Source organism: Streptomyces sp. MNU76 (assembly GCF_020982545.1).
Classification (GTDB): domain Bacteria; phylum Actinomycetota; class Actinomycetes; order Streptomycetales; family Streptomycetaceae; genus Streptomyces.
In genome coordinates this window covers 138,451-164,445 of sequence record NZ_JAJKLK010000008.1, presented here as the reverse complement: position 1 = coordinate 164,445, position 25,995 = coordinate 138,451, and the positions used below count along the sequence as shown (strand labels likewise).

General features: G+C 67.9%; 22 protein-coding genes and 3 pseudogenes. 9 read left to right on the top strand and 16 right to left on the bottom strand.

Annotated elements, in window-relative coordinates:
- Window positions 1–6: 6 nt before the first annotated feature.
- The 5 genes from E4N62_RS20990 to E4N62_RS20970 all read right to left on the bottom strand — a co-directional run bounded on the left by E4N62_RS20990 (window position 7) and on the right by E4N62_RS20970 (window position 6,260).
- Window positions 7–1,530, bottom strand: coding sequence for an ABC transporter substrate-binding protein (locus E4N62_RS20990; protein WP_230216604.1), 1,524 nt, complete (start codon window positions 1,528–1,530; stop codon window positions 7–9).
- 178 nt (window positions 1,531–1,708) lie between these two features.
- The gene (locus tag E4N62_RS20985; protein ID WP_230216602.1) at window positions 1,709–2,338 is read right to left on the bottom strand and encodes an Lrp/AsnC family transcriptional regulator; all 630 of its coding nucleotides are present in this window, start codon (window positions 2,336–2,338) and stop codon (window positions 1,709–1,711) included.
- A gap of 287 nt (window positions 2,339–2,625) precedes the next feature.
- Window positions 2,626–3,597: a succinylglutamate desuccinylase/aspartoacylase family protein gene (locus tag E4N62_RS20980; protein WP_230216600.1), complete on the bottom strand. Its 972-nt coding sequence runs from the start codon at window positions 3,595–3,597 to the stop codon at window positions 2,626–2,628.
- Between the two features lie 18 nt (window positions 3,598–3,615).
- The gene (gene solA / locus E4N62_RS20975) at window positions 3,616–4,755 is read right to left on the bottom strand and encodes an N-methyl-L-tryptophan oxidase (RefSeq protein WP_230216598.1); all 1,140 of its coding nucleotides are present in this window, start codon (window positions 4,753–4,755) and stop codon (window positions 3,616–3,618) included.
- Between the two features lie 335 nt (window positions 4,756–5,090).
- Window positions 5,091–6,260: an ROK family transcriptional regulator gene (locus E4N62_RS20970; RefSeq protein ID WP_230216596.1), complete on the bottom strand. Its 1,170-nt coding sequence runs from the start codon at window positions 6,258–6,260 to the stop codon at window positions 5,091–5,093.
- A gap of 153 nt (window positions 6,261–6,413) precedes the next feature.
- Here E4N62_RS20970 and E4N62_RS20965 point away from each other — a divergent pair, with 153 nt between their 5' ends.
- On the top strand, window positions 6,414–7,763 hold the full coding sequence (locus E4N62_RS20965) for an aspartate aminotransferase family protein (protein ID WP_230216594.1): 1,350 nt from the start codon (window positions 6,414–6,416) through the stop codon (window positions 7,761–7,763).
- Between the two features lie 22 nt (window positions 7,764–7,785).
- Window positions 7,786–8,865, top strand: coding sequence for a phosphotransferase (locus tag E4N62_RS20960; RefSeq protein ID WP_230216592.1), 1,080 nt, complete (start codon window positions 7,786–7,788; stop codon window positions 8,863–8,865).
- A 739-nt stretch (window positions 8,866–9,604) separates the two neighbouring features.
- Here the strand turns inward: E4N62_RS20960 and E4N62_RS20955 are convergent.
- The 5 genes from E4N62_RS20955 to E4N62_RS20935 form a co-directional block, all read right to left on the bottom strand.
- Entirely contained in the window at window positions 9,605–9,853 is a 249-nt protein-coding gene (locus tag E4N62_RS20955; RefSeq protein ID WP_230216590.1) for a cupin domain-containing protein, read from the bottom strand.
- 80 nt (window positions 9,854–9,933) lie between these two features.
- Window positions 9,934–10,668 (bottom strand): SDR family NAD(P)-dependent oxidoreductase, encoded by a 735-nt coding sequence (locus E4N62_RS20950; protein WP_230216587.1) that lies wholly within the window; start codon window positions 10,666–10,668, stop codon window positions 9,934–9,936.
- Window positions 10,669–10,742: 74 nt separating this feature from the next.
- Window positions 10,743–11,852 (bottom strand): alanine racemase, encoded by a 1,110-nt coding sequence (locus tag E4N62_RS20945; protein WP_230216585.1) that lies wholly within the window; start codon window positions 11,850–11,852, stop codon window positions 10,743–10,745.
- A 136-nt stretch (window positions 11,853–11,988) separates the two neighbouring features.
- On the bottom strand, window positions 11,989–12,477 hold the full coding sequence (locus tag E4N62_RS20940) for a RidA family protein (RefSeq protein WP_230216583.1): 489 nt from the start codon (window positions 12,475–12,477) through the stop codon (window positions 11,989–11,991).
- A 657-nt stretch (window positions 12,478–13,134) separates the two neighbouring features.
- Window positions 13,135–13,821, bottom strand: a complete 687-nt coding sequence (locus E4N62_RS20935) for a GntR family transcriptional regulator (RefSeq protein WP_230216581.1) — start codon at window positions 13,819–13,821, stop codon at window positions 13,135–13,137.
- Between the two features lie 254 nt (window positions 13,822–14,075).
- On the opposite strand from E4N62_RS20935, the gene E4N62_RS20930 reads away from it, so the two are divergent.
- The 5 genes and pseudogenes from E4N62_RS20930 to E4N62_RS49530 form a co-directional block, all read left to right on the top strand.
- Entirely contained in the window at window positions 14,076–14,756 is a 681-nt protein-coding gene (locus E4N62_RS20930) for a haloacid dehalogenase type II (protein WP_230216579.1), read from the top strand.
- A 73-nt stretch (window positions 14,757–14,829) separates the two neighbouring features.
- On the top strand, window positions 14,830–15,315 hold the full coding sequence (locus E4N62_RS20925; RefSeq protein WP_230216577.1) for a RidA family protein: 486 nt from the start codon (window positions 14,830–14,832) through the stop codon (window positions 15,313–15,315).
- A gap of 400 nt (window positions 15,316–15,715) precedes the next feature.
- On the top strand, window positions 15,716–17,119 hold the full coding sequence (locus E4N62_RS20920) for an FAD-binding oxidoreductase (protein WP_230216575.1): 1,404 nt from the start codon (window positions 15,716–15,718) through the stop codon (window positions 17,117–17,119).
- 20 nt (window positions 17,120–17,139) lie between these two features.
- On the top strand, window positions 17,140–18,288 hold the full coding sequence (locus tag E4N62_RS20915; protein WP_230216573.1) for an FAD-dependent oxidoreductase: 1,149 nt from the start codon (window positions 17,140–17,142) through the stop codon (window positions 18,286–18,288).
- 207 nt (window positions 18,289–18,495) lie between these two features.
- Window positions 18,496–18,675 (top strand): annotated as a pseudogene (locus tag E4N62_RS49530) (hypothetical protein); the annotation flags it as partial.
- Window positions 18,676–18,824: 149 nt separating this feature from the next.
- Here the strand turns inward: E4N62_RS49530 and E4N62_RS20905 are convergent.
- The 5 genes and pseudogenes from E4N62_RS20905 to E4N62_RS20885 form a co-directional block, all read right to left on the bottom strand.
- Window positions 18,825–19,988, bottom strand: a complete 1,164-nt coding sequence (locus tag E4N62_RS20905; protein WP_374117036.1) for an IS701 family transposase — start codon at window positions 19,986–19,988, stop codon at window positions 18,825–18,827.
- A 909-nt stretch (window positions 19,989–20,897) separates the two neighbouring features.
- Window positions 20,898–21,056 carry a hypothetical protein gene (locus E4N62_RS20900; protein ID WP_230216571.1) on the bottom strand — a complete coding sequence of 53 codons (159 nt, stop codon included), beginning with the start codon at window positions 21,054–21,056 and terminating at the stop codon, window positions 20,898–20,900.
- Between the two features lie 320 nt (window positions 21,057–21,376).
- A complete protein-coding gene (locus E4N62_RS20895; protein WP_230216568.1) occupies window positions 21,377–22,711 on the bottom strand; it encodes an enolase C-terminal domain-like protein in 1,335 nt (444 codons plus the stop codon).
- Between the two features lie 116 nt (window positions 22,712–22,827).
- Window positions 22,828–23,571 (bottom strand): annotated as a pseudogene (locus E4N62_RS20890) (gluconate permease); the annotation flags it as partial.
- Window positions 23,571–23,768: pseudogene (locus tag E4N62_RS20885) on the bottom strand (5-dehydro-4-deoxyglucarate dehydratase); the annotation flags it as partial. The pseudogenes E4N62_RS20890 and E4N62_RS20885, both read right to left, overlap by 1 nt.
- A 115-nt stretch (window positions 23,769–23,883) precedes the next feature.
- Between E4N62_RS20885 and E4N62_RS20880 the strand changes: the two are divergent.
- On the top strand, window positions 23,884–24,672 hold the full coding sequence (locus E4N62_RS20880) for an IclR family transcriptional regulator (protein WP_230216566.1): 789 nt from the start codon (window positions 23,884–23,886) through the stop codon (window positions 24,670–24,672).
- A 255-nt stretch (window positions 24,673–24,927) separates the two neighbouring features.
- Here the strand turns inward: E4N62_RS20880 and E4N62_RS20875 are convergent, their stop codons facing one another.
- On the bottom strand, window positions 24,928–25,077 hold the full coding sequence (locus E4N62_RS20875) for a hypothetical protein (RefSeq protein ID WP_230216564.1): 150 nt from the start codon (window positions 25,075–25,077) through the stop codon (window positions 24,928–24,930).
- Between E4N62_RS20875 and E4N62_RS20870 the strand changes: the two genes are divergently transcribed.
- Window positions 25,076–25,969 (top strand): expansin EXLX1 family cellulose-binding protein, encoded by an 894-nt coding sequence (locus tag E4N62_RS20870; protein WP_230216562.1) that lies wholly within the window; start codon window positions 25,076–25,078, stop codon window positions 25,967–25,969. The two genes, E4N62_RS20875 and E4N62_RS20870, sit on opposite strands and share 2 nt — an antisense overlap.
- Window positions 25,970–25,995: the final 26 nt, after the last annotated feature.

The window sequence follows — 25,995 nt, the reverse complement described above, 5'->3', positions numbered from 1 at the left end:
CGGCCGCTACTTCAGGTGGGTGTCGACGTCGATCAGGGAGCGCTCGCGCGGGTCGAGGAGCACGCCCTCGACGTCGGCGGCGATGCCCTGGACGACCCTCTCGTGGACCAGCGGGACGACGGCGTCGGTGCGCAGGATCTGCGCCTCGGCGGCCATGATCTTCTGCCGGCGCTTCGTCGTGTCGCCTTCCTCGGCGGCGGACTTGATGGCTTGGTCCACCTTGGAGTCCTTCAGACGGGCGATGTTGTACACGCCGTCGCTCGTGTAGTCGCTCGCCAGGTAGGCGACCGCGTCGCCGGTGTCGAGGAGTACCACCCGGGACATGACCAGGGCGTCGTACTTGCCGGCGAGGAGGTCGGCTTCCATCTGTGTGTACTCGCGGACGTCCTGCTTGACGGTGAACCCGGCCTTCTCCAGCTGCTGCTGCAGCACGGTGGCGGTCTCGGGCAGTTCCGCCCGGTTGGTGAAGGCGGCCAGACGCAGGACCTTGCCCTTCGTCTTGGACCTGACCTGTGCCGGTGTCGCGGCCTTGGCGCGGCCGGTGACCTCGACACGCTTGTCGGCCGCCCAGGAAACAGCGGGTCCGAACAGGCCCTGAGCGGGGTCGGCGTAGCCGCCGAAGATCGAGTCGACGAACGCGGAGCCGTCGACGGCCTCGCGGGCGGCCGCGCGCAGCGCGGGGTCGGTGAAGATGCCGTTGCCGGTGTTGAGGATGAGGCTGTCGGTCCGTACGGACGGCACCTCATGCCGGGTGTTCGCGTCCAGCAGCTTCGCCTGGGCGGTGGGGATCCACTCGGCGATGTCGACATCGCCGCCGCGCAGGGCGTTGGCGCGGGCGGTGCCGTCGGCTATCCACGTCACGTCGATGCCGGACGCCTTGGCCTTGCCGCCCCAGTAGCCGTCGTAACGGTCGAGCGTGGCCTTGGACTTGCCGATGAGCTTCGTGACCTTGAAGGGGCCCGTTCCGGTGCCGATCGCGCTGGCGGTGCCGTCCTTGGCGTAGGCCTTTTCGGAGAGGATGGCCAGCACCGGGCTGGCCAGTCGCAGCGGGAGCACCGGGTCCGCGGCCTTGGTGGTGACGGTGACGGTGTTGGCGTCCTCGACCTTCGCGGTGAGGGTCACGTCGCTGAGGACACGTGGCTTGGGCGTTGCGGCGTCCGCGTGGTCGAGGGCGCTCACGACCGCGTCGGCGGTGACCGGCGTGCCGTCCTGGAAGGTGGCCTTGCGCAGCTCGAAGGTCCAGGTGGTGGGGCTGTTCTGCTTCCAGGACTTCGCCAGCGCGGGAGCTGCGGCGCCGTTCTTGTCCAGGGCGGTGAGGCCTTCGACCACGGAGAGCTTGCCCAGCAAGGTGGCGTCGTCGCTGTATGTGGACAGCGCCTGCACCGGCGGCCGGGCGAGCGCGACCCTCAGCCGACCGGCCGACCCGTCTCCCGTGTCCGAACCGGATCCTGCTGCGCCGGACACGAAGCAGCCGGCCAGCAGCGGAGTGAGGGCAAGCGTCAAGACGAGACCGCGGGAGGTCGTACGCATGGGAGTCCTGTCATGCGGGAGAGAGTGGTACGAGCCCGTGCGCGCTCAGATGGGCCGGGCTCGATCAGCATATAAGGCAACCCTTACTTGATCTACCTCGATAGGTGAATTCTTAACCAATGAGATTGCCGGGTACGAGGTAACCCACCACAGGACAGGGACGAGGCATCGGCGCTGCTCACCCCGGCGCCGTGGAACTCCGCCCTCCTCGCGGGCGGTTGACGACGCTGGACAGCGTGAGCGCCGTGACCGTGTCCCGTACGCCGGGCATCTTGGCGATGTCCTCCCAGATGCTCCGTACACGTTCAAGCGAGGCGGCCTCCAGGCGCACCATGATGTCGAAGTCGCCGCTGAGGATCTCGCAGAGAACGACCTCCGGAATGCGTTTGAGCGCGGCCAGGACGTCGCCGCCACGCATGCGGTCCTGGCGGTAGACGAGGACCAGCGCCGAGACGACATCGCCGGTGCCCTCGCCCGCGCGGACGATGGTGTACCCGGCGATGTGGCCCTGCCGCTCCAACCGTTCGATGCGCTGGCGCACCGCATTGCGGGACAGCAGCACCTTGCCGGCCAGCTCCGAGTGCGGCATGCGGGCGTTGCGGGTCAGCTCGGCGATGATCTTCTCGTCGACGGCGTCCACAGCGGACCATCTCCTTCGCGATCGGTCGAGGTGGCAGACCTCCACGGCAAGCGGGGGTGGCGGCAGACCATGAGGCGCCACGACCGCGACAACCGCGTGGGCCGGCTCACCCGGGGTGTCGAACTGCTCGATCAGGCCTTTGCGCATGACCGCGATGCGGTCACACATGAACCAGGGCTTCTTCCTGATCAGGTGTCACATAGATGAGGGTCAGGCCGAGTTCCTGCCCAAGGCTCATTTCAATCTCCATGGCTGCTCTTCGACGGCGACAGCGTCCCCGCAGGACAGCGCCTTGCCTGTCGCGGTGGCCGGCTTGACGGCGGCTCACCTCGACAGACGCTGTGGCGACGCCGAGTTGAGCCGCGAGTCCACTCCAACCGGCATTGGTGACGACCGCTTCGTTCGTAAGCCGCCAGTCGATGTCCGTGCGTCGTGCCGGGCGCGCATGAGGCCCGTCAGTGGTGCGGGGTGGCGATGGCGGCGAGCTCCGTGCCGGGGCGCACGGTCAGCCCGTTCATGCCGTAGATGATCTTCCCGGTGGCCGTGGCGGTGATCTTGTGCTCGGTGCCGTCGACCGGGTCGACGATGCGGCCGATGGTCTGGCCCTCGGTCACCTCGTCACCGGTCACCGCGTCGGGGTACCAGAGGCCTGCGGCCGGAGATTCGACCTCGCCCGTCCAGATCCAGTCACGCGGCTGCACGGTCACCGGTGCGAGGTGGTGTGGCGCCTCGATGACGCCGAGGTGGCGCAGGAGCCGGCGCAGGCCGTCGAGGAGCCTGCTCACGGCGGCCGGGTCCCGGTCGCCGAGCTGGCCGGTCTCGACGAGGATCGCGGGGATACCCTGCCGGTTCGCCGCGGCGTGACTGTTGCCGCCGTCCGGGCTGGTGCCGAAGATGACCCGCTCGTATCCGACCGCGTGGGCCATTCCCTTGTTCTTCGCGTCGAGTTCGTCGTCGCCGGTCAGGCGGTAGCCGACGAAGTCGAGCAGGTGTTGGTCGATGCCGCCGCTGTGCAGGTCCACATAGGCGTCGGCGCCGTCGATCAGGTACGCGAACAGCCAGGCCGCCATCCGGTCGGTGGGACCGCCGTCCTTGTCGCCGGGGAAGACGCGGTTGATGTTGACGCCGTCCAGCGGGGAGATGTTGAGCCTGCCCCCGTAAACGGCCGGCGGATTGGACACGGGGCAGATCACCAACTGGCCGGCGACCTCGTCCGGTTGCAGCAGCCCGGCCAGGCGGGTGACGGCATCGACTCCGATGAACTCACCGCCGTGGACACCACCGGTGATCACGACCCTGGGGCCCGGGCGGGAACCGTTGACGAGGACCAGGGGCACCTCCACCGTCGTGGTACCGAGGTCGGCGAGCAGGCTCCCGCGGGTCTTCTGGCCGGGCTCGGCCCTCAGCGCGCCCATGGTCAGGGGCATGTGTTTCCTCGTTCGTGCTCAGGCCGCGGTGCGGCCGTGTGTGGTGATGAAGTCGATCGGCTGGGAGGTACGGCCCTCCAGGGCGAGGTCCGCGGCGATGTCGCCCATGGCGGGCGAGATCTTGAAGCCCTGGCCGGAGAAGCCGGCCAGCAGGACGATGTCGTCGCAGCCCGGCAGGGGACCGACCAGCGGGCGCGTGCTGTCGGTGTAGCCCTCCATGAAGACGGACAGGCGCACCGGGTCGGGGTTCAGGCCGGGCAGGTGGCGTCGCACCGCCATGGTGAAGGTCTCCAGTTCCTCCGGTGCGACGGTCCGGTTCAGCCGGTTGGGGTCGTCCACGGGCTTGTGGTGCGGCTGTGGCAGGCCCAGCTTGACGGCCAGGCCGTCCGGGGACGGGATGCCGTAGAAGGGGGTGTGGCCGCAGCGGATGAAGGCGGGACGCTCGGCGTCTGCCGGGTGGTCCTCGTGGGGCAGGAACCAGGCGCTGATCGTGCGGTAGACGCTCACTTCCCACGGCAGGCCGGGCAGCAGGTCGCCCACCCAGGGGCCCGGCGTGACGACCGCGGCGTCGAAGCGCTCGGTGTCGGTGTCGGTGCGGATCTCCACGCCTCCCCCGACGACGGGAGTGACTTCCCGTACCGGGGTGTAGCGGCGGATCCGGGCGCCCAGCTCCTCGGCACGCCGGGCCGCGGTCTGAACCGTCAGCTCGGGGCGGACGAACCCCGCGTGGGAGTCGAGGACCACCAGGTCGCCGCCGTCGACACGGAACTGCGGGAAACGCTTCGTCATCGCCTCGGTGTCGATCACCTCGTGGTCGAGGCCGTGCTCGGCGATGCCATCCATGACGGTACGCATCTCGGGGTCGTCGGCCGGCCCCATGACCAGGGCTCCCGTCAGACGGCGCAGTTCCCGCCCGGTCTCCGCCTGCAGCTGCTTCCACAGGGCGTCGGCGTGCCGGACCAGCGGCACATAGCGGCCGTCGTGGGTCTGCACACTGCGGAAGACGCGGGTCTCGCCGCCTGCGGCGCTGCGGTCGTGGCCGGGCGCGAACCGGTCATAGCCGACGACCTCGGCACCCCGGGTGGCCAGCCGCCAGGCGGCATGGCTGCCCATCGTTCCCACGCCGACCACCGCGACGCGCTTCCTCGCAGCTGACACAGGATCTTCCTTTCGTATCAGCGGGCCGCAAGCTGGACCCCCGAGCATGCGGATGCTTTTGTGGCGACTTGGAGGGGGCGCCCCCTTGGGCCCCAAGGCTCGCGTTCGCCCGGGTTCGGGGATCCACCCCAGCTCCCGGATGGGTTGTGCCACAATGTGGCATGTTGTGCTATTATCTGGCACAGAGAATGGCAGCGGCTCAGGGGGGAGTCAAGAGGCCCAGTGGATGGCCGCGCACTTCGACCTCGCACAGGCAGAGTCGTCGGCACGAAGAGGCCCCAGCGCAGCAGGGAATCTCGCTTCGACATGAAGCGTGGATTCACTTGGCGGCCGAGTCAGAAGGCGGGCGCGGATCGCTCTGCGGGTTGACCCTGTCGACGCGCCCCGAGCACAGCGTTCCGTAGCCGGTCCTGAGCCAAGGCCAGGCACGTGTACACCGCTCCTTGCGCCGTCGACAGGCCGATCACCTGCGTCACCGCCCTGACCTCTGGCACCGCCGGAAGGATCTGGTCCAGTCGCCTGCGCACCTCGGGAAGCACTTCTTCGACGAGCGGGCGCAATCGACCCACGAAGTAGACCGATTCAGGGTCCAGCATCACGGCGACGACGCCGACAGCGGTGGCGACTGCCATGGTGAACGCTTCCAGCACCTCGGCGCGCGGCATCTCTTCGTGCGGTTCCAGCCAGAGGTCTTCGATGCGTTCCAGGTCGAGTCCACGCCCACGAGCAAAGCGCAGAAGACCTCTTGTGCTCAGCACCTCACCCAGGATCTCATCGTCAACCCCGGAGGAGAGCACACCGATGTCCCCGAAGGCAGGTGTCCGCCCGCGGGCGAGCTCGCGATCTGTGCAGCTGGCGAGGTTCAGGTTGGTGCTGAGGCTGAAGAGCGCGGCGTTCCTGACAGTGGCGTCGTCGGTGAGGATCCCGAGCAAGGACGCATTGGCGTCACTGTCGAGGAGCACGGGAGCATTGACCAGGTCTGCGACGGCTCGCTGAAGATCAGAGCCGGCGAAGATTTTCATCGACTCCGCCGGGCCGAAAATCTCCTTGCCGTTCCGGACCCGGCCTGGCACTGCGGCGACGACCTGGCGCAGTGGCCCCTGTGCGGACTCACTGGCCTTCGCAATCAAGCCGACCAGCCATTCTGCGCCGGCCCTGACCTCGTCGTGGTCCGCGGTGGGAACCATCACGTGGTCGACCTCGCGGCCCCTCAGATCGGTCACGAGGACACAGGTGGTCTGCGCTCCGAAGCCGATACCGACGACGTGCCCGGTCGTGGCGGGCACGTCCAGGTAGGTGGACCGTCGGCCACGGCCGACAACCTCGTCGACTCCGCCGTCGATGACGAAGCCATCCGCCCGAAGCTCCTCTACGGCTCGGGACACCGTGGCCTTGCTCAAGCCCGTGAGCTCGATGAGCTCGTTCCGCGTCAAGGGCGCCCGGGTCAGGACCACATCAAGGACCGAGGCCTTGTTGTAGTCGCGCGATGTGGGGTTGCTGGTCACCTCATGACCATAGCGAGCCCGATACGTCGAGCGAGCCGGATCCGGCTTGGGGACCGTTTTTGTTTCAGGTTGGAACTGGAACTAAAAATGGATAGAGTCTCAGCCACAGCAGCGAGCAACTCCGACGGAACCAGGCCGAAAGGTGTGCCCACGATGACTTCGACGGTGAGTCGAGCCCTCGCCCACTACCCCAACCGGTTCGACCCGGGCGGACTGAGCGAACTCTCCGAACACCTCCAGGAGACGATCCGACGCCGGAACAAGGTGCTCGGTCCTGGCTATACGCTCATCTACAAGGAGCCGGTCGAGTTCGTCTCCGGTCACGGAGCCCACCTGATCGACCGCGACGGCAACGACTACCTCGACGCGTACAACAACGTTCCGTGCGTCGGGCACGCCCACCCGCACGTGGCCGAGGCCGTCTCCCGCCAGATGACGGCAGTCAACACCAACACCCGCTACGTCCAGGAGTCGCTGGTCGACTACGCGGAGCGACTTCTCGCAACCTTCCCCGAGGAGCTGTCGAAGCTGAGCCTCGCGTGCAGCGGGTCGGAGGCGAACGACCTCGCGGTGCGGGTGGCGAGGTTCCACACGGGCGGTGAGGGAATCATCGTGACTCGCTGGGCCTACCACGGCCTCACTCGTGAGGTGGCGAGCTTCTCGCCGACCCTGGGCACAGGATCACCGCTGGGACCGAACGTCCGGCTCATCGATCCTCCCGACCCGCGCCTCGTCGCGCCCGGGTCCACGCTCGCCGAGCACATGCGCAACCAGGTGCGCGGCGCGATCGACGACCTGGAGCGCCACGGTTACCGGCTCGCGGCGCTGATCACCGACTGTGCCTACTCCAGCGATGGGATCTTCACGGACCCGGTCGGTTATATGAAGGCCGTGGTGGAGGAGGTGCACGCGTCCGGCGGTGTCTACATCGCGGACGAGGTGCAGTCGGGATTCGCCCGGCTCGGGGATTCGATGTGGGGCTTCACCCGCCACGCTGTGCTGCCGGACATCGTCACCATGGGTAAGCCGATGGGCAACGGATTGCCGATCTCCGGTGTGGTTTTCCGCCCCGAGGTCTGCGAGGCGTTCGGACAGAACGTTCGCTACTTCAACACCTTTGCCGGCAGCTCGATCCCTGTGGCCGCCGGCGCCGCGGTCCTGGACGTCTTCGAGAACGAGAACGTGCAGCAGCGCGCCCTCCAGAACGGTACTGCTCTGCGTGCCGGGCTCCAGGAGATCACGAAGAATTCCCCTTACGTAGCTGAGGTGCGCGGCAGCGGTCTCTACGTCGGTGTGGAACTCGTCAAGGACCGGAAGACGCTCGAGCCCGACCGCTCACGCACCGAAGATGTCATCAACGACATGCGCGACCGTCGGATCCTCATCAGCGGCACGGGCAGGGCGGCGAACGTTCTGAAGATCCGCCCCCCGCTGGCCTTCACCTCCACCGATGTGACCCGATTCCTGGAGACCTTCTCCGAGGTCGCGAAGGACCGTCTGTAGCAGGCTGGCCAAGGAAATGATCATGAACAACTCACTGGCGATGAGAATCGCTCAACGGCTCTTCGAGGAGAGCGGCCTGGCATCGTCTCACGAGCCCATCGACGTCATGCTGGTGAGCGCCCTCCTCGAGAGCCGATACCACATCGGCGGACGTCTCGAGCGACTGGCGACGGAGAAGGATGACACGTTCAGGCTCAGGACCGACTCGGACGACTGCCTCGTGAAGGTTTCACCTCCTGACGAGGCAGAGATGGCTGTCGCTCTACAGACCGCCGTGATGCGTTTTCTCCAAGGTGCCGCTCCGGAAGTGCCGGTCCAGCGGGTGAAGCTGACCGTGGGCGGAGACGACCGCGTGCCCATCAAGACGGACGACGGCAGGACTCGAGTCCTGCGGGTGTTCGACTTCGTCGAAGGTCCGGTCCTGGCGCGAACGAATCCCACCGCGGAACAGCTCGCCAAGGTGGGCGAGATGCTGGGACGAGTCGACGTGGCGCTCAAAGCATTTGAGCACCCTGCGGACCGACGAGGGCTGGTATGGGACATTCGGCATTTCCACCAGCTGACCGGACTCGTGGAACACACGCCGAATACCGAGCACCGTCAGTTGGCTCAGGAGGTCTTCCGACTTTTCGACGGAGCCATCGTCCCGAGGCTGGATGATCTCGAAACGCAAGTGATCCACGGCGACTACAGCCCTTACAACGTCGTGGTGGATCCGCAGAGCGACGACTTTGTCACCGGCGTCATCGACTTCGGTGACACCATGCGCAGTGCCGTGATCTTCGACCCCGCTGTCTCCCTGGCGAACCTGCTCGGCCGCGCACCGGATCACCCCTGGCTGGATGCCTGCGCCTTCGTCGCCGGCTACGAGCGGGCACGCGCCATCGCGGACTGGGAACTTCCGCTGCTGCCGATTGCCGCGCTCGCACGACTCACGCTGCGCGCGCTGATCACGAACTGGCGCGCGGAGCGCGTACCAGAACGGCGCGACTACCTCCTCGGCCACGCCAAAGACGACTGGATCAACGTCGGGCGGGCCATGGCCGTACCCCTGGACGACGTCATCGCGCAACTCCGGGAAGGCCGTCATGACCTCGCCTGAACGTCTGCGTCGACACCCAGGAGTTCCTCAACACCACACCGGATCAACCGACGGCGCCTGCCTGGGGCCCTCCGCCTACCCATCGATCGCCGCTCGGGGCGCGTGTTCGCCGTGGATCGAAGTTCCCGACGGCCTTGTCGCCGGGGCGACGTCGGCTGGGTGACCGGGTGAGCGGCGATGGGAAGAAGGGGGGCCGGAACAGCAGGTGACCGGCGGAGGGGGTGGTCATCAGCAGAGCCGGAGCATCAGCTCCGGTGAGAGATGAAGCAGATCCTGGCCTGCGGCTGCGCGACGGGCCGAGCGGTCCATCGGCCGCGGCGACGTTGCTCGGCAGGTGGCTTCGCGTGGGCCCAGGAAGTCAATCGGTGCCGGGTATCGCATCACGTCACGGTCACGTAGATCTTGCGCACGGTTTCGATGGTCTTCCAGACGCCGACTTAGCCCGGCTTCATGACGAAGCTGCCGTCGGCCTTCTAGGGGGTGTTTCGGAAGTCCCTTCGTCGCCCGAAGGGTGGCTCTGCGGCGAGAGTGCGTGCCGGGCGTCGCAGAGCAGAAGGGACTTCCGAAACACGCCCTAGGGGGTGTTTCGAAAGTCCTGTGCGGTGCCCGCGGTGTCCGGTGCGTGCTCTCGGCGTGCCGGACGAAAGCCCTCGTACTGGACGTACTTGGGGTTTCGGCCGGTGCGGCGAGAGTGCGTGCCGGGCGCCGTGGGTGCTGTGCGGGACTTTCGAAACACCCCCTAGATCACCGGCTCGCCGCCTTCGGGTATGAGTTCGCCAATACGGGCGAGGATGTGGCAGAACTCGAAGCGCTCGCCCTTGATCGGGCGCATCTTGCCGGGTGTCGCTTCCCAGACGCCCGTATGGATCGACTCCCCACGGGCGACGTCTTCAGGGAACGACGTGTTTTTCCTTTTGGCACTCGGGAAATCGGTGGCCGCGGCCACGGTCGATGAGGTGCCGCCCAGCCGCTTCTGACACACGCTCACGGGTACGGCCCGTTCCTGATGTGCGGAGGCCGACGAGGCATCATGGCTGGCGGGCACGATGGTGCTACCCGGCAGGGGGTTCAGCCGGCGGTGTACCCGCCGTCCACGGTCAGGACCGATCCGGTCACGTACGACGACTCCCGCGAGGCGAAGAAGAGCACCGCGTCAGCAACCTCTTCGGGGGTGGCGAGGCGTTGGAGCGGGATCGTGCTCTCGCGCTGGCGGCGGTAGGCCTCGGGGTCGGGCCTGCGCTGGAACGCCGCTTCGATGATCGGGGTTGCTGTCAGGCCCGGAGCGACGACGTTGACCCGGATGTTGCGCGGGGCCCATTCGATCGCGGCGCCCTTGGCGAGCATGATGAGGCCCCCCTTGGCAGCGGAATACAGGACCTGCCCGGACATGCCGACCATGCCCAGCCGTGAGCTGACGCAGACGAACGAGCCGCCGGTCTCGGGCATCAGCGGGGCGAAGTGCTTCATCACCAGGAACGCGCTGAGCAGGTTGCTCTCGAGCACGTTCCTCGCGTCGTCGCAGGCCATCTCGGTGAGCGGACCGTCGGCCTGCAGGCCGTGGTTGAGGACTACGACGTCAACGGTGCCGAAGGACTCTGCGGCCTGCTCGGCCAGGTGCTCGACGAACGTCTCGTCGTTGAGGTCTCCGGGTACGTACAGATCGTCGGGCTCAGCGCTGTGGAGCCGCTCCCTGCGGCCGGTGAGCAGAAGCCGCCCGCCCTCGCGGCGGAAGTGCGAACTCACCGCCTGCCCTATGCCACTGCTGGCGCCTGTCACCAGGGCCGTGACGTTCTTGAGTCTCATGTCGGGCACTCCTCTTGAGGGGAGGTCGGTCGGGGGTGGGGCTTGGGGAGGACGGGGGTCTGGTCCCGTGCCGGTCAGTTGAGGAAACCGCGGGCGTCGACCGGCCACCGCTGCAGCGACGTGCCCGTGCTGTCGGTGACGACCAGTTCCTCGAAACCGAGGACGACCGGGCATACGTGGTTCGGCACCACGGGGACGACGGTGCCGACGCTGGGGCGGAAGTCGCCGTCCGACAGTGCAAGGAACCCGTGGTACTCGTTGACCTTGGACAGGAGCGCCTTCGTGCCGGCGATGCCGCCGTAGCCGATCTCGGGGCTGCCTTCTTTACTGAGGGCCTTGTTGCCCACATCGACGATGACCTGGCCGGGGACCCAGTCACTGACCACGGTCCCGGCGACGAACAGCGCGATCTGGTCCTCCGTGCAGGCGCCCAGCCGGGCGTTGTTCAGATCTCCGAAGACGTACTCGCCGGGACGGATCTCGGTGATCACGCTGCTGCTGGTGGAGAACTCGACAGTGGGCGTGGAGCCCGCGCTGACCACCTCTGCGGTGACACCGACGCCTTCGAGGCTGCGTACCGCGGTGGTGAGCGCGGCCTCCTGGTCCTGCGCGGCACGCCGGCGAGCGTCCCGGTCGGCGCAGCCGTGACCGGGATAGGTGAAGACGCCCACCGGCACCAGACCGCGCTTGCGGGCGGCGAGCGCGAGGTCGCCCGCGAGCTCGGGCGGCGCCCCGGAACGACGGGCGCCGCAGTCGATCTCGACCACGACCTGCAGCCGGTCGGGTTCGTCTCCCATCGCGTCGGCGAGGGCCTCGATCGCCGCGACGTTGTCGACGCCGACCCGCAGCCGGGCGGACTCGGCGAGCCGACGGATCCGGGCTCGCTTCGTTCCCGCGGCCCAGATCGGGTAGGCGAGGAAGATGTCGTCGAACCCGGCCGCGGCGAAGACCTCGGCCTCACCGACGTTGCCCGCGGTGATCCCGACCGCACCGGCCTCGATCTGGCGCCGACCGATCTCCACGCACTTGTGTGTCTTCACGTGGGGCCTGACCTTGATGTTGTGCTGGTCGGCGAAGCCCTGCATGCGGTCGATGTTGCCCTGCATGACGTCGACCAGCACGATCGGCGCGGGGGTGTCGATCCGCTCGACCAGAGCGTCGAGTGCTCGTTGCAGCTGATTCACGCTGCCCTCCTTGTGGTTCTGCCTGGCACGATCGAGGAGAAATGATCGACGGGCGAGGATACAGACTCCCCTGGATGCCGAGCGCGCGGGGCCTGCCATAGAGCGCGCACTCGGGTACACCGCCGTCGGGGCCGCCCTACGCAGCGGTGCAGATCATCTGGATCTCGACCGGACTGTTGAGGGGCAGCCCGGCGGCTCCGATCGCGGTGCGGGCGTGCCGTCCGTTCTCACCCAGGACTTCGATGAGCAGTTCACTGGCCGCGTTGGCGACCTGGGACTGCTCACCGAAGTCCGGTGTGCTGGCCACGAAGACCAGCATCTGCACGATCCGGACCCGGTCCAGATCGCCCACCGCCTGCACAGCGGCCGCAAGGCAGTTCAGCGCGGCATGGCGCGCGAGCTCCTTCGCGGTCTCCAGCTCCACGTCCCGGCCGACAACGCCCTGCCCCAGCAGCCAACCGTCCTTGTAGGGCAGCTGGCCCGAGATGTAGATGCTGGAGCCCACGGTCCGGTGGTGCACGTAGTACGGGTTGTCACGCAGCTCGGGAAGGGCCAGCGCCGTGGCCTGAAGCCGATCGGAAGCCGAGTCGGTGTTCGCTGCCGAAATCTCATGCGACTTGATCATCTGCACTCGGCGCTCCTCTCGAACAACGGTGGGCGAACAACGGTGGCGACAAAACGCCTTAGGGTGGCTTAAAACCGTTGACTATTGTCGTTTGTCGACCATATAGTTGCCCGTCGAACACTGTCAATACGAGCTTCAACCTCGAACGCGGCCGCGGAATCAGTTCGAGGGTGCGATGTCGCGGTTCAGGGCGGTCCCTTCACCGTGCTGGGACGAAGGCCAAGAACGGGGCGCCCGGACGGCCGGCGCACGTTCGGCCAGCGATGATGCGGTGCGACAAGCGCACCATGCGGGTCAGCGCACCGCCGCTTGCCCCCCTTGACCCGCCGGCCCGTCCGACCTGACCACCAGTCAACGCTTGCCGTTCAACGGCACAGCGAACGCGGTCCGCGCCCCCGAGCCCCGCGACACCGCACCCAGGCAGAGTCGCCCGCAGATACGTCGGCACGGCACGGACGGCGCCGCCGGAACGCATGCCGATCAACGGTTACGCATGCGCCTCACCGGCCGCGACCGGACGCGGCCGCCCCACGCCGAACGGCGTCGGTGGCAGCGGCGCATGACCGGGTCGCGGTACACGATCGAGTCCGCCACCGAACACGGCACAGTCGACGCCGCGGCGAGCGGGCTTGGACGTTTCACGCGGGCGGCACGGTCTCAGACATGTCGGGACGTACGCTCCCCCGGATCTTCCGCCCTGGCCCCCAGCCCCACGGGGAAATGGGCAGCCAGTTCCCGGCGGAACCTGTCGATGTCCCCGTCCAGGGCGACCGCGGCCAACCTCTCGTGCTCGACGACCAGTTGCTGCGGGTCGTCGCTGTAGGTGCGGTGGTCGACGCTGAGGTGGAGGCGCAGTTTGGTCTCCCAGCCGTTCCAGAGACTCTGCAGGACGCCGTGACCCGAGAGATCGTAGAAGAGCCTGTGGAATCTGAGGTGCGCGTCAATGCTGGCCGGGATGTCGTCCTTCTCCATGGCCCGGCGGAGATCCTCGACGGTTTGCAGCAACTGGGGCCGCTCAGGACCGCGCAGGGCTTCGGCCGAGAGCTCGGCGGCGTACGGCTCGACACGCAGCCGGACCGAGTCGATCTCGGCGACCTCCCGAGCGCTCACCTCTACGACGAACGCCCCGCGGTAGGGAAACTTTACGACGAGGCCTTCCTCCTCCAGCTTGGTCAGCGCCTCGCGCAGCGGGGACCGGCTGATCCCGAGATCCGCGGCGATGTGCGCCTCGCGCAGTTGGCCACCAGGAGGCACGGTCCCATCGAGGATGGCGGCCCGCAGTGTGCGGTAGACGCCTTCCGGCGTCGTCGTCCGCTGCTCCTGCCACTCGAACTTGTGCTCCACCCCGTGGCCCTCCCTCAGTGATTGCCGACCACTTGGTCGTTTGTCGACTATACCGCCGCCGGTTGCGTCAACGCCGCCGAAGAGGCTGCGCCGACGGATCACCTCGTGCGCACAGAGCGGGGTCGGCGCCGTCCCGCCCCGGGCATTCCACTGTTGCTGTTGACAGCCGCGAGATATTTGGTCGACAATCGACCAAGCAAATGGTCGACAATCGACCGAAGCGAGCTGCTCCACTTAAGCACCCAGGAGGACCAGTGAGATTCGACATCACGCCCAAGTTCGCGACGTTCGACATGAACGGGACGCTGATCAAGTTCAGCATCAACGACACGATGCGCGAGATCCTGGGCGACCGGCTGCCGGCCGAGGTCGCTGACGAGTACCTGCGGATCTGCAAGGCGTACCGGATCGACGAGTGCACGGGCGCCTACCAGCCGTTCCACCAGGTCGTCGCACGCTCGATGGAGCGCGCCTCGCGCAGCGTCGGCATCGAGTACCGCGAGGACGAGGCGCGGGCGGTGTACGAGCGCATCCCCACCTGGGGCCCGTACCCCGGCGTCACCGAGGCACTGAACCGCCTGGCCGAGGAAGTCCCGCTGGTCATCATCACCAACAGCGACACCGCCCATGCCGTGCGCCTCGCGGAGAACCTCAAGGCCCCCTTCGAGGTCATCATCAGCGCCGAGGAGATGGGCGTCTACAAGCCGCGGCTCCGCGCCTTCGAGTACATGTTTGACAAGCTCGGCGTGACACCCGACGAGATCGTCCACGTCTCCGCGAGCCCGATGTACGACCACCGCTCCGCGGCCATCATGGGCATCGAGAACAAGGTGTACGTCGACCGCGGCTGGGAGCACGACGAGCACTGGCTCGGCTACGAGCGGATCACCGACATCGCCGACCTTCCGGTTCTCTTCGGTCTGCCGCGCCCCTGACGCCCGAGCGGAGAACTGGAGAACTCGAGAACAGGAGAACTGAGGAAATGGTCCACAGCAAGGCGGTGGCGGCATGAGTCTGCCCCTGCCTCAGACCGTCAGTGGCGACTCGGCTTCGGAAAGGCTCCAGAACCTCGGACTGGAGCTGCCCGACCTCCCCGGCAACGCATACTTCGTGCACCACAGGGCGGTGGACTCCAGCATCCACATCTCTGGCCAACTCCCTTACAGGGAAGGTGCGTTGCTGGGGCAGGGCGTTGTCGGCCGGGACGTGGAGCTGGAGACCGCGAAGGAGCTCGCGCGCCATGCCGCGCTGAACTGCCTTGCGGCCGCTGTGCAGGCGGTGGGCGATCTGGACCGGGTCCGGATCGTGCAGATGCTGGTCTTCGTGGCCAGCACACCGGACTTCGGTGAGCAGTCCCAGGTCGCCAACGCGGCCAGTGAACTGCTCATCGAAGTCCTGGGTGAGAACGGACGGCACGCCCGCACCGCGATCGGAGCCGCCGGGCTACCGCTCAACACACCTGTTGAGATCCAGATGATCTGCACCGCGGTGTAGCGGCGCGTACCGAAGCGCCGATGGTGCCGGTCGGCGTGATGCGGGTAGTCACGTGATGCGGGAGTCACGTGATGCGGGAGTCATCAGCCGTGCGCAGAACGCCGGCGCCGAGCACAGCCTCGACTCCGGGCCGTACGTCACAACGCGCATATCAAGGCATCCTTCCAGCGCAGGTCCCGAGCCCCGAGGCCCCCATCCGTGGGCGTGGGAGGCCTCGGCGCCGGCGTCGGCACCCGCTCAGGCACCTCGCCACTCCCCCGAGGAAATCGCCGCCGCCGTCCTCTTCCTCGCGTCGTCCGAGTCCTCGTACATCACCGGGGCAGCCCCGCCCCGTCGACGGCGACCACACCGCCTTCCAGCACCGGCCCACACGGTTCCCAGACACAGAGAAGGACACGCCATGAACGCGCTTGCGGCACCACCCCGAAACGGAGAGCTCGGCTTCTGGGTGGCCCAACTGGCCGACAAGAAGCCCTCGTTCCCCCGGTTCACCGGACAGGACTCCGTCGACGTGGCCATTGTCGGCGGCGGCTACACCGGCCTGTGGGCGGCGTACTTCGCCAAGAAGCTCGAACCGTCCCTCTCGGTCGCCGTCTTCGAGGCCGAACAGGTGGGCTACGGCGCATCAGGACGCAACGGCGGCTGGCTCTCGGCCATGCCGCCGGGAAACCGTGCCACCTTCGCCCGCGCCGGCGGAGGGCTGGAGGCAAGCCGGGCACTGCAGCAGGCGTTCGTCGCCGGCATCGACGCGGTCCTGGACATCCTTGAGGCCGAGGGCATCGAGGCCGACCAGCACAAGGGTGGCGCGCTCGTCGCCGCCCATACTCAGGCGGGGCTGGGCCGGCTGGTGGCCAGACGTGATGCCGAACTGAAGTACGGGCTGACCGACGACGAAGTCCACCTGCTCGACCGGGACGAGTTCCAGTCACAGATCAACATCTCCACCGTCCACGGCGGGCTCTTCTACAAGCACTGCGCACGAATTCACCCCGCGAAGCTCGTCTACGGCCTCGCCGACACCCTGACCTCCATGGGGGTCAGGATCTACGAGGGCAGCCGCGTGGACAGCGTCGCGGACAAGACCCTCACCCTGGCCGACGGGCGTGTCACCGCGGCGAAGACGTTCATCTGCACCGAAGGCTATTCGGGACAGCTGCTGGGCCGCCGGAGCCTGATCCCGGTCAATTCCTCGATGATCGTGACCAAGCCCCTGCCGGAGGAGGCGTGGAAGCAGATCGGCTGGGACGGTCCCCAGTGTCTCAACGACTCCGCGCACACGTTCATCTACGCCCAGCGGACGTCGGACGGCCGTATCGCCATGGGCGGCCGCGGTGTCCCGTACCGCTTCGGGTCCGGCACGGGGGGAGCCGGTGCGACCGCCCAGTCCACCATCGACCTCATCTCGCACAAGCTCAGTACCTTCTTCCCGGCCATCCCCTTCGAGGTGGATCACGCCTGGTCGGGAGTCCTGGGCGTCACGCGGGACTGGAACGGCGGCGTGCACTGGGATCCGGCATCGGGTATCGGGTCGTCCACCGGCTATGCAGGACACGGTGTCACGGCGGCCTATGTCGGCGGCAGGACTCTCGTGGAGCTCGCCTTCGAGAAGGAAACCGAACGGACCGCCCTTCCCTGGGTCGGCTACCGGGCGCGGAAATGGGAACCGGAACCCTTTCGCTGGCTGGGTGTTCACGCCATGTACCGGCTCTTCGGTATCGCCGACCGGTGGGAAGAGCGCAGGGGCTCCAGCACGACCTCACTACTGGCCCGATTCGGCAGCAGGCTCGCCGGACTTCACGAGTAGACGAAAAGGGAACTGCTCTCATGGACGCACAACTCGCAGTCATCGGCCTGGGCAGCATCGGGAGCATGGCCCTGTGGCAGGCCTCCCGGCTGTCCGGCTCGGTGGTGGGCTTCGAGGCAGCCACCCCTGCCCACGGCCGCAGTGCGGTGGGCGGGGACACCCGCCTGTTCCGCATGGTCTACCTCGGCAGGCCGGAGTACTACCGCATCATCGAACGGTCCCGCGGCCTCTGGGCCGAGCTCGAAGCCGAAACCGGGCGGCGGGGCATCCTCACGCCTACCGGGGGCCTGTCCATCGGGACGGCGAACGGCAGCTACATCAACAGCCTCCTCGAGGCAACGCGCGTCACCGGAGCCGAGCACCGCGTCCTCAGCCGGGAGGAGTTGGCCAGGCGCTACCCCCAGCACCACCTCCGCCCGGACGACTGCGCCGTCTACGACCCCCACGGCGGCGTTCTGCGCACCGACCGCGCCGTCAGCGCTGCCGTCGCGGCGGCCCAGGCCAACGGCGCCACCGTTCTTCAGAACACACCCGTGGACAGCATCGCCGAAACCGACCACGGCGTCGTCGTCACCTCGGGCGACAGAACCTGGACGTTCGAGAAGGTCATCGTCGCCTCGGGCGGCTGGTCCCGCAGGCTCATGCCCGACCACCTCAAGGCCGTCACGGAAACCCACCGGATCGTCCTGACCTGGTTCATCGCCCAGGACGGCACACAGTTCTCGCCGGAGAACTTCCCCGCCTTCAGCCGGTGGTACGAGGACCGCTCCATGTACGGCGCACCCGCCGTCGACGGCGTGACGGTCAAGGCATCAATCGACGGACCGCTGGCCGGACGCGCGAGGGCAACCCCCGACCCGGACGCCGTGCCCAGGGAACTCACCCGGGAAGAAATCGAAAAGGTCACCGAGATCGTCACCGAGTTCTTCCCCGGCCTGATCCCCACCATCGCGCGCTCCGATGCCTTCCCCGACCTTTTCACCGAGGACAGGCATCCCCTCGTCGGCTGGCTGAACGAGAACAGCAGGATCTACTGCGCCACCGGATTCTCCGGAAAGGGCTTCAAAATGGCCACCGGCTACGGCCACATCGCCGCACACGAGGCACTCGGCAAGCAGACCGTCGAAGGCCTGGACTTCGTGCGTCCGGACCGGTTCAGGACCAGGTAGCCGCCCACTCCGGCCGCCTCGGCGCGGGGGCCTCGGTATCGCCATCCGGCTGACGGTCGTTGCGGAACTCATCTCCTGATGTCCCGCAACGATGCCGCGAACCAGCCGTATGCCGAACGCGCCCGCTGGGCCGAGCGGGCCCGACGGCCGTCCCGTCCCTGCTCGGAGGCTCGCGGTCACGACGGCCGGTGGAGTACGTATCCCGCAGCCGAGGCGGCGGGCGTCGGCCTCTACACCGGCGCGCTGTCCTGCGTCTCCGGCCTGATCGTCCTCATCGGCAGCTCAGTCACCGGCTCCCGGCTCGACCTCGACCTGATACCTGCCGTGCCCTGGCTGGTCCTCGCCGCAGTGCCGACGCTAGTACTCCAGCAGTACTTCGTGGCTTGACCTGGGGAAACGTCGAGCGGTGGGAGTGTAGCGGGCGGGGAGTCGTCACGGACGGCTTCTGCCCGCACGCCCCTCGAAGGAGTGCCCCCGACGTCGGTAGTGGCAGCGGCGGGCCACCGCTTGGCGTCGTCGGCGCCAGTGCGACCAGCTCAACACGTGAGTGAGGGTGTGAACGTCTCGGGGTGTGTGAGCTGCCAGGAGTCGCCGCACTTCTGCCACGGTGAGCTCGATGACCACGGCATCCTCACCGGTGGATCCCCTTTTTCGGCTGCTCGCGCGCTCATCGCAACGAGGAAGGTGTGGGCGAGCATGGCCAAGGTGACGTGCCGGTACCAGCCGACGTAGCGGCGGACTTCGTACTCGTCCAGGCCGCACTCGTTCTTCGCTGCCTGGAAACACTCTTCGATCGCCCACCGGGCGCCGGCGACGCGCACCAGTTCGTCCACGCCGACATCCAGCGGTGCGTAGCCGAGGTAGTAGGCGATCTCGTCCGGCCGACTCAAGCTGCGCCGTGCCAGCGCCCACCGTCGACGGATCAACACGCCGTCCTGGTGGTCGTACTCGGACACTGGGCGCAACTGGACGGCTGCCCAGTCGTATTCGCGCTGTCCCTTCGCGCCCGTCCCGCAGGAACGGCGTTCCCATGCCTGGTCGGGGGCCTGCTCGAAGGCCTTGTCGATGCGTGGGCCGGCCAGGGAGAACTGGGACTTGGGGACGGCGAGGACGTAGCCGACGCCGGATGTTTCCAGCATCCGGCGGAAGCGGTTGTCCTGTCCGTAGGCGGCGTCCGCCGTGACCCAGGCGACCGGCAGCGGCGAGGCCAGCGCCCTGCGGACGATCGTCGCCGCGAGGGTGTTCTTGGTGGCGAACTCCCGCTCGTCGGGGACCTTGGCGGCGCGGCAGCGGTCACGGTCGTCCGTCCAGGACTTGGGCAGGTAGAGCTCCCGGTCCACCAGGGCGCGGCCGGCTGTGCTGGTGTAGGCGGCGAAGACGCCGATCTGGCAGTTCTCGGTGCGGCCGGCGGTGCCGGAGTACTGCCTTTGGACTCCGGCGGATGTAGTGCCCTTCTTCAGGAACCCGGTGTCGTCGATGATCAGCACGCCGTCGGGGCGGCCGAGGTGTTCGGCGACGTAGGTCTGCAGGTCGTCGCGGATGTCAAGTTGCCAGCTGTTTTTTCGGGCCACCGGGGCGAGCAGTGCGCGCACGTAGTCCCGCATGCGGCGGCGTGGTTCGACACGGCCGAAGTGGCGCCCGATGGTGGTGAAGAGGTGGTCCAGGTCGCGGTCCCAGGTCTCGGCTGCCTGTTCGGTGATCACGACCCGAGGCTTCCCAGGCCCGGGGCGACCTTGCCATCGGGGGCACTCCTTCGAGGGGCGTGCGGGCAGAAGCCGTCCGTGACGACTCCCCGCCCGCTACACTCCCACCGCTCGACGTTTCCCCAGGTCAAGCCACGAAGTACTGCTGGAGTACTAGCCCAGTTGGAGACCCTCGACCGGGGCCAGCCGTGGACATCTCGCGGATGGTGAGCGTCACCTGCTGGACGACTTCATGACGGACGTGTCCAGCACCATCAGGAACTGCGCCGTCCCAAGGACGATCAGAGCCCGCCACTGCTACACGGTGTCCTCCTCGCCGAGGATGCCAGGAACGCCACCGTCACCACTCGCGCGACGGCCGTTCCACCATCTCCATCGCAGCTCAGAAGCCGAGTCGGCGCCTCACCCGCCACAGGCGAGGCAGCCGTCACACGGCCGACGACCACGATCCGCCGAAGCTGCGGGTAACTCCTGGGGCAGGCCATGGACGCAGTCCGTCACAACGCCCGTACCCGGCCCGAGCCCTCGCACCGGCCCACCGCCCACGGCTACTGCTTCACCAATGACGTGGATATGACGTGGACCAGTACGCGTTCGTGCTGCCCGCGTCCTGCCGTGACGCCGACCAGGCCCTGCTGATCGACACCGTCATCCGGCTGCTCACGGCCAAGGGCTGCGGCGTCAGTTTCCACCACGCCGCCCCACCGACCTCCGCCCGGCCGACCCGTCCACCCACGCCCACGCTGCCACCGACGCCCGCGAACCCGCCGCCCACAGCCCGGCGGTGGCCCCGCCGTTGTCCGATCTCGGAGGTGTCGCTGTCCGACCTTGATCAGCGGATGCTGCTGCACTCCATGGCTGACCGGCTCAACACCATCGCCGATCGTCTCCCGCTCCCCGATCAGTTCAGGCCACCCCCTGTATCCGGGGCTGAGCAAGATCCTCGACGACGAGGTCCGCCACCTCGGCCACCTCACCGGCCTGACGGCAGTTGCGGGCCGCCGACAGCCGCATGCCGCCGACCCCGACCGCACCTCCTCGGCCCCCGGCGTCCACGCCTGCCAAGCGGCACCGCTGAACCCGAACTCGTCCCGAAGCACTGGCCCGGCCAACCGCCAACGCCGGGCACACCACACCGGTACGTCGATCCTGATCGGCTACCGATGCCGCAGGACGGATGGCGCCTCGGGGCACGACCACCGCCTCGTGACCATCACCGCCCAGCCCTCGCACCACACGCGGAAACGGCCCGGTCGAGCAGAAGCCTCTGCGGAGCTGGGCGCCGGTGGCGCGGCGAACGAGACAGTCGTGTTCCCCCCTGCCGGTGGGCCTCGGGGTCGCGCTCACCATGCATGCGCGATGGAAGGGCGGGTCATCGGACATGCCTACCGCATCAGACAGGGACGCTTGCCGTCGAACTTCCAGTCGCGGATGAGGTATTGCATGGGGACGGCATCATCGCGTGCCCCCAACGCCTTCTCCCGGTAGAGGTCGTGGGCCGCGAGCAGCCGGTCCATGTCGAGGTGGACGCCCAGCCCCGGGCCGTCCGGGACGGCGATCTCACCGCCGACGATGCGTGGCGGGGCGGTGGTGATCCGTTCCATTCCCTCCTGCCAGATCCAGTGTGTGTCCAGGGCGTTGTACTCACCCGGGGCCGCGGCGCCGCAGTGGGTCACCATGGCCAGGGAGATGTCGAAGTGGTTGTTGGAGTGGCAGCCCCAGGTCAGGCCCATCGCGTTGCACAGCTGCGCTACCCGCACAGAGCCCTGCATGGTCCAGAAGTGCGGGTCGGCCAGCGGAATGGAGACCGACTGAAGGGCCAGGGCGTGGGCCATTTGACGCCAGTCCGTGGCGATCATGTTGGTCGCTGTGGGAAGGCCGGTGGCGCGCCGGAACTCGGCGAGGATCTCCCGTCCGGAGTAGCCGCCTTCGGCTCCGCAGGGGTCCTCGGCGTAGGCGAGCGTGCCGACCAGGGGCCGGCACAGCTCGATCGCCTCGCGCAGGGACCACGCGCCGTTCGGGTCGAGGGTGATCCGCGCCTCGGGGAAGCGGTTCTTGAGCGCGCGTACGGCCATGACCTCCTCGGCCCCCTCCAGGACGCCTCCCTTGAGCTTGAAGTCCCGGAAGCCGTAGAGATCGTAGGCCGCCTCGGCCTGACAGACGATCGCTTCCGGTGTCAGGGCCTCCTCGTGCCGGACCCGGTACCACTCCACAGGGGAGTCGGGTTCGCGAACGTACTCCAGGTCGGTCCGGTCCGGGTCGCCGACGTAGAAGAGATAACCCAGCACTCGCACGGAATCCCGCTGTTGGCCGTCGCCCAGGAGCGCCGCGACGGGCACGTCGAGGTGCTGCCCCAGGAGGTCGAGCAGGGCCGACTCGACGGCGGTGATCGTGTGGACAGTGGTCCGCAGGTCGAAGGTCTGGACGCCCCGTCCACCGGCGTCGCGGTCGGCGAACCGGTCACCGATCTCGCGCAGAACGCGTTTGTAGTCCCCCACCTTCGCCCCGACGACCAGCGACTCGGCGTCACGCAGCGTCTGCGTGATCTTCTCCCCGCCGGGCACCTCCCCCAGCCCGGTACGCCCCTCGGAGTCGGTGAGGACAACGACGTTGCGGGTGAAGTAGGGGCCGTGCGCGCCGGAAAGGTTCAGCTCCATGCTGTCCCGGCCGGCGACCGGGTAGACGGAGAACGCCGTGACGGTCGGTTGTCCGACGCTCATCGGGTGCCTTTCTGCGGTGAGGTGGTGCGGGGAACGAAGATCTCCGGGTCCGGGAGAATGGCGGGCTCGGGAGAATGGCGGGCTCGGGGGATTTGCGAGTCCGGACGCTTGCGAGTTCAGACGTTCAGGACGTCGAGGGCCCACTCGGCCATCAGGACGCCGCCCAGGCCGAGGACGGCGAGCACCGTCGTATAGGTGGTACGGACCTTGATCGCCTCGATGACGGAGAGGTTGAAGTACTCCTTGAACAGCCAGAATCCCGGGTCGTTGACATGGGAGCACGCAATGGAACCGCAGGCGACGGCAAGCACCGTCATCTCCGGGTGGACCCCGCCGCCCGCCAGGAGCGGCAGCACCACGCCGGAGGCCGTGACGACGGCGACCGTCGCCGAGCCGAGCGCTACACGGAGGATGACGGCGACGAGCCAGGCGAGGACGATCGGCGAGATGGACCAGCCCTCCGTGGCGTCCTTGATGTAGTCGGAGATCCCGCCTTCGACGAGGACGTTCTTGAAGGCGCCGCCGACGCCGATGACCAGGAGGATCATCGCCATCGCCCGGGCCGCCGAGGTGCAGGAGGCGCCGACGTCGTTCAGGCTCCGGCCGATCCGCGGTCCGAAGGCCCAGATCGCCAGGCACAGGGTGAGCAGCAGCGCGATCGGTGCCGAACCGATGAAGGTGACGAAGTGCAGGAACGGGCTCTCGGCGGAGGTGGCCATGTCGGTCACGGCGGCGGCCACGATCAGCGCCACGGGGAACAGCGCCACGAACAGCGACCAGCCCAGCCCGGGCATCTCCTCGTCGGTGAACTCGCGCTCGCTGACCAGGCCCTTGGGGATGGACGGGGTCATCGCCCTAAGAACTCTCCGGTCCCGCAGGCCGGGAACACCGCGCCAGGTGCGGTGTCCAACGGGGCGGCGAGGTACGCCCGGTACGCGTCCAGGTCGAGGCCGCCGTCCTCCCGGAAGCTCGTGAGGGGGAAGGACAGCACCCCGCCGGCCATTCCGTCATGGAGCCGCTGGGCGATCCCTGCGACCTGCGCACTGATCCCTGCCATGGATCCCATCCCTGCATGCAGACGTTGTCCATATATGCAGATGGAGGTTAGGGTGGTGAACGGGATGGGTCAATGGGTGTGCAGACACAGGTTGAGGCGGATCTACGATGGGCCCATGTCGGAGGGGAGAGGTGTCCGCGGCGTGAAGTCGGCGTCCCGGACCGTCGCACTGCTGGAACTGCTCGCCGCGCGGGGCGAGCAGCCCTCGCGCCTGGACCAGCTCGCGGAGGACCTGGGCGTGCCACGCAGCAGCATGTACCAGCTGCTCCGGACTCTCGTCGATTGCGGCTGGGTCCGCACCGACGCCACCGGCTCCCTCTACGGCATCGGGATCCGCGCGCTGCTCACCGGGACCAGCTACCTTGACGGCGACCGGCGCATCCGTGCGGTCCGCCCGTACCTCGACGAAGCGTCGGACGCGCTGGGCGAGACGATCCACATGGCACGGCTCGACGGCCCGGACGTCGTCTACCTCGCCACCCGGGAGTCCCACGAGTACCTGCGTACCATCAGCCGAGTCGGCCGCCGCGTCCCGGCCCATGCCGGAGCCCTCGGGAAGGCGCTGCTCGCCGAGCGCGCCGAGGACGAACTACCGGGCGCGGACGGGCCCTTGTCGGCCCTCACGGAGAACACGCACACCCACCGCGCCGCACTGCTCGCCGACCTGGCCCAGGTGCGCGAGCGCGGCTACTCCATCGACCGCGAAGAGACGGTGACCGGTATCGTCGGCTTCGGCTTCGCCCTGAGGTACGACACACCGGCCACCGATGCCATCAGTTGCTCGGTTCCGGTGGCCCGGCTGACCCCGGAACACGAGGCCCACATCGTCTCCGTGATGCGGGAGACACGAGCGAAGATCGAAACTCACCTTCCGCCCGTCTCAGGGGTACCCGACTGGCACTGAGGCTGCGAGCCCGCCCGGTCCTCGCTGCTCGACGCCGCAACCGGCCGCACACGGCGCATCAGCGTTCCGGCCTTCAGAGGTTTGATCTCCGCGGCCTCCTCTGAGGTCACACCGGGCCGTCGGTCTTCATCGACCGGCGCTTTGCGGACCCATGTCCGCACCGTCTCGACGGCACCGATACCCGGCTTCGCCGCGACCGCCCTCATCGCGGCCCACTCGGTCGAGCAGTGGGGACGGATCTCCGCGAACCATGGTTCACGCGTTCAGTGAGAAATCGTCGGCAACCTTTTCGCTTCCCGCGGTCACCGAGTAGTGCGACACCAGCTCGATCTTCCGAAACGGACAGGCAATGAACACACCAAGGCAGGCCGCACGGCAGCGCAGACACAGACGCACGCTCTTCATGGGCACCACGGTGGCGTTGACCGCCGTGAGCGTTCTCGCCTACCTGCTCATGGGATCGTCACCCGACCACACCGCGGATGCGGGACCTGCCGCGGCCTCACCCCGCGTCACCACCCAGAAGAAGACCGCCACCGCCGGCGAGACAGGCGCTCCGAGCGCCACGGCGAGCCCGAGCGGCTCCCCCAGCCCGAAGGCCTCCCCGACCACCACGACAGCCAAGCCCTCGCCCAAGGACACCCCGCGGCCCCAGCGGGAGGCGCCCACCACGCCTCCGTCAGCAGGACGGATCAAGCCCAACACGACCCACCAGGGCGTCGCCACCGCCTACAAGGCCGGAGTCGGGGACGGCGCCTGTCTCTTCGGCCCGAGCCCCGACCTCATGGTCGCGGCCATGAACACCACCGACTACGAGACGTCCAAGGCGTGCGGCGCGTACATTCTCGTCCGCGCCGCCAACGGCAAGTCCGTCACGGTGCGGATCACCAACGAGTGCCCCCTGCCCTGCGCACCCGGACAGATCGACCTCAGCGAACAGGCCTTCGCGAAACTCGCCAACCTCAAGCTCGGCCGACTTGCCATCACCTGGAGCCTGGTGAGCCCCAGCACGGCCGGCACGATCTCCTTCAGGTACAAGACCGGGTCCAGCCAATACTGGTGTGCCATCCAGGCGATCAACCACCGGAATCCGGTCACCGGTCTGGAGGTCCGCACCGCGGGCGGCTGGCGGCAACTGCCCCGCACCGCCTACAACTACTTCATCTCCGCCGACGGCAGCGGGTGCGGCGGAGCGATCAGAATCACCGACATCTACGGCGAACAGCTCACCGTCTCGGGACTCACGGTGCGGCCGAACGTCGTCCAGCCCACCCAGGTCCAGTTCGCCCGGCACTGAACCCAGCGCCCCTGTGCCGCCGCCCG

Coding starts and splice junctions, on each gene's coding strand:
- E4N62_RS20870 (WP_230216562.1), top strand. CDS start 25,076: ATGGGCACCACGGTGGCGTTGACCGCCGTGAGCGTTCTCGCCTACCTG.
- E4N62_RS20985 (WP_230216602.1), bottom strand. CDS start 2,338: ATGTGTGACCGCATCGCGGTCATGCGCAAAGGCCTGATCGAGCAGTTC.
- E4N62_RS20895 (WP_230216568.1), bottom strand. CDS start 22,711: ATGAGCGTCGGACAACCGACCGTCACGGCGTTCTCCGTCTACCCGGTC.
- E4N62_RS20960 (WP_230216592.1), top strand. CDS start 7,786: ATGAACAACTCACTGGCGATGAGAATCGCTCAACGGCTCTTCGAGGAG.
- E4N62_RS20965 (WP_230216594.1), top strand. CDS start 6,414: ATGACTTCGACGGTGAGTCGAGCCCTCGCCCACTACCCCAACCGGTTC.
- E4N62_RS20920 (WP_230216575.1), top strand. CDS start 15,716: ATGAACGCGCTTGCGGCACCACCCCGAAACGGAGAGCTCGGCTTCTGG.
- E4N62_RS20925 (WP_230216577.1), top strand. CDS start 14,830: ATGAGTCTGCCCCTGCCTCAGACCGTCAGTGGCGACTCGGCTTCGGAA.
- E4N62_RS20950 (WP_230216587.1), bottom strand. CDS start 10,668: ATGAGACTCAAGAACGTCACGGCCCTGGTGACAGGCGCCAGCAGTGGC.
- E4N62_RS20875 (WP_230216564.1), bottom strand. CDS start 25,077: ATGAAGAGCGTGCGTCTGTGTCTGCGCTGCCGTGCGGCCTGCCTTGGT.
- E4N62_RS20980 (WP_230216600.1), bottom strand. CDS start 3,597: ATGCCCCTGACCATGGGCGCGCTGAGGGCCGAGCCCGGCCAGAAGACC.
- E4N62_RS20990 (WP_230216604.1), bottom strand. CDS start 1,530: ATGCGTACGACCTCCCGCGGTCTCGTCTTGACGCTTGCCCTCACTCCG.
- E4N62_RS20940 (WP_230216583.1), bottom strand. CDS start 12,477: ATGATCAAGTCGCATGAGATTTCGGCAGCGAACACCGACTCGGCTTCC.
- E4N62_RS20880 (WP_230216566.1), top strand. CDS start 23,884: ATGTCGGAGGGGAGAGGTGTCCGCGGCGTGAAGTCGGCGTCCCGGACC.
- E4N62_RS20915 (WP_230216573.1), top strand. CDS start 17,140: ATGGACGCACAACTCGCAGTCATCGGCCTGGGCAGCATCGGGAGCATG.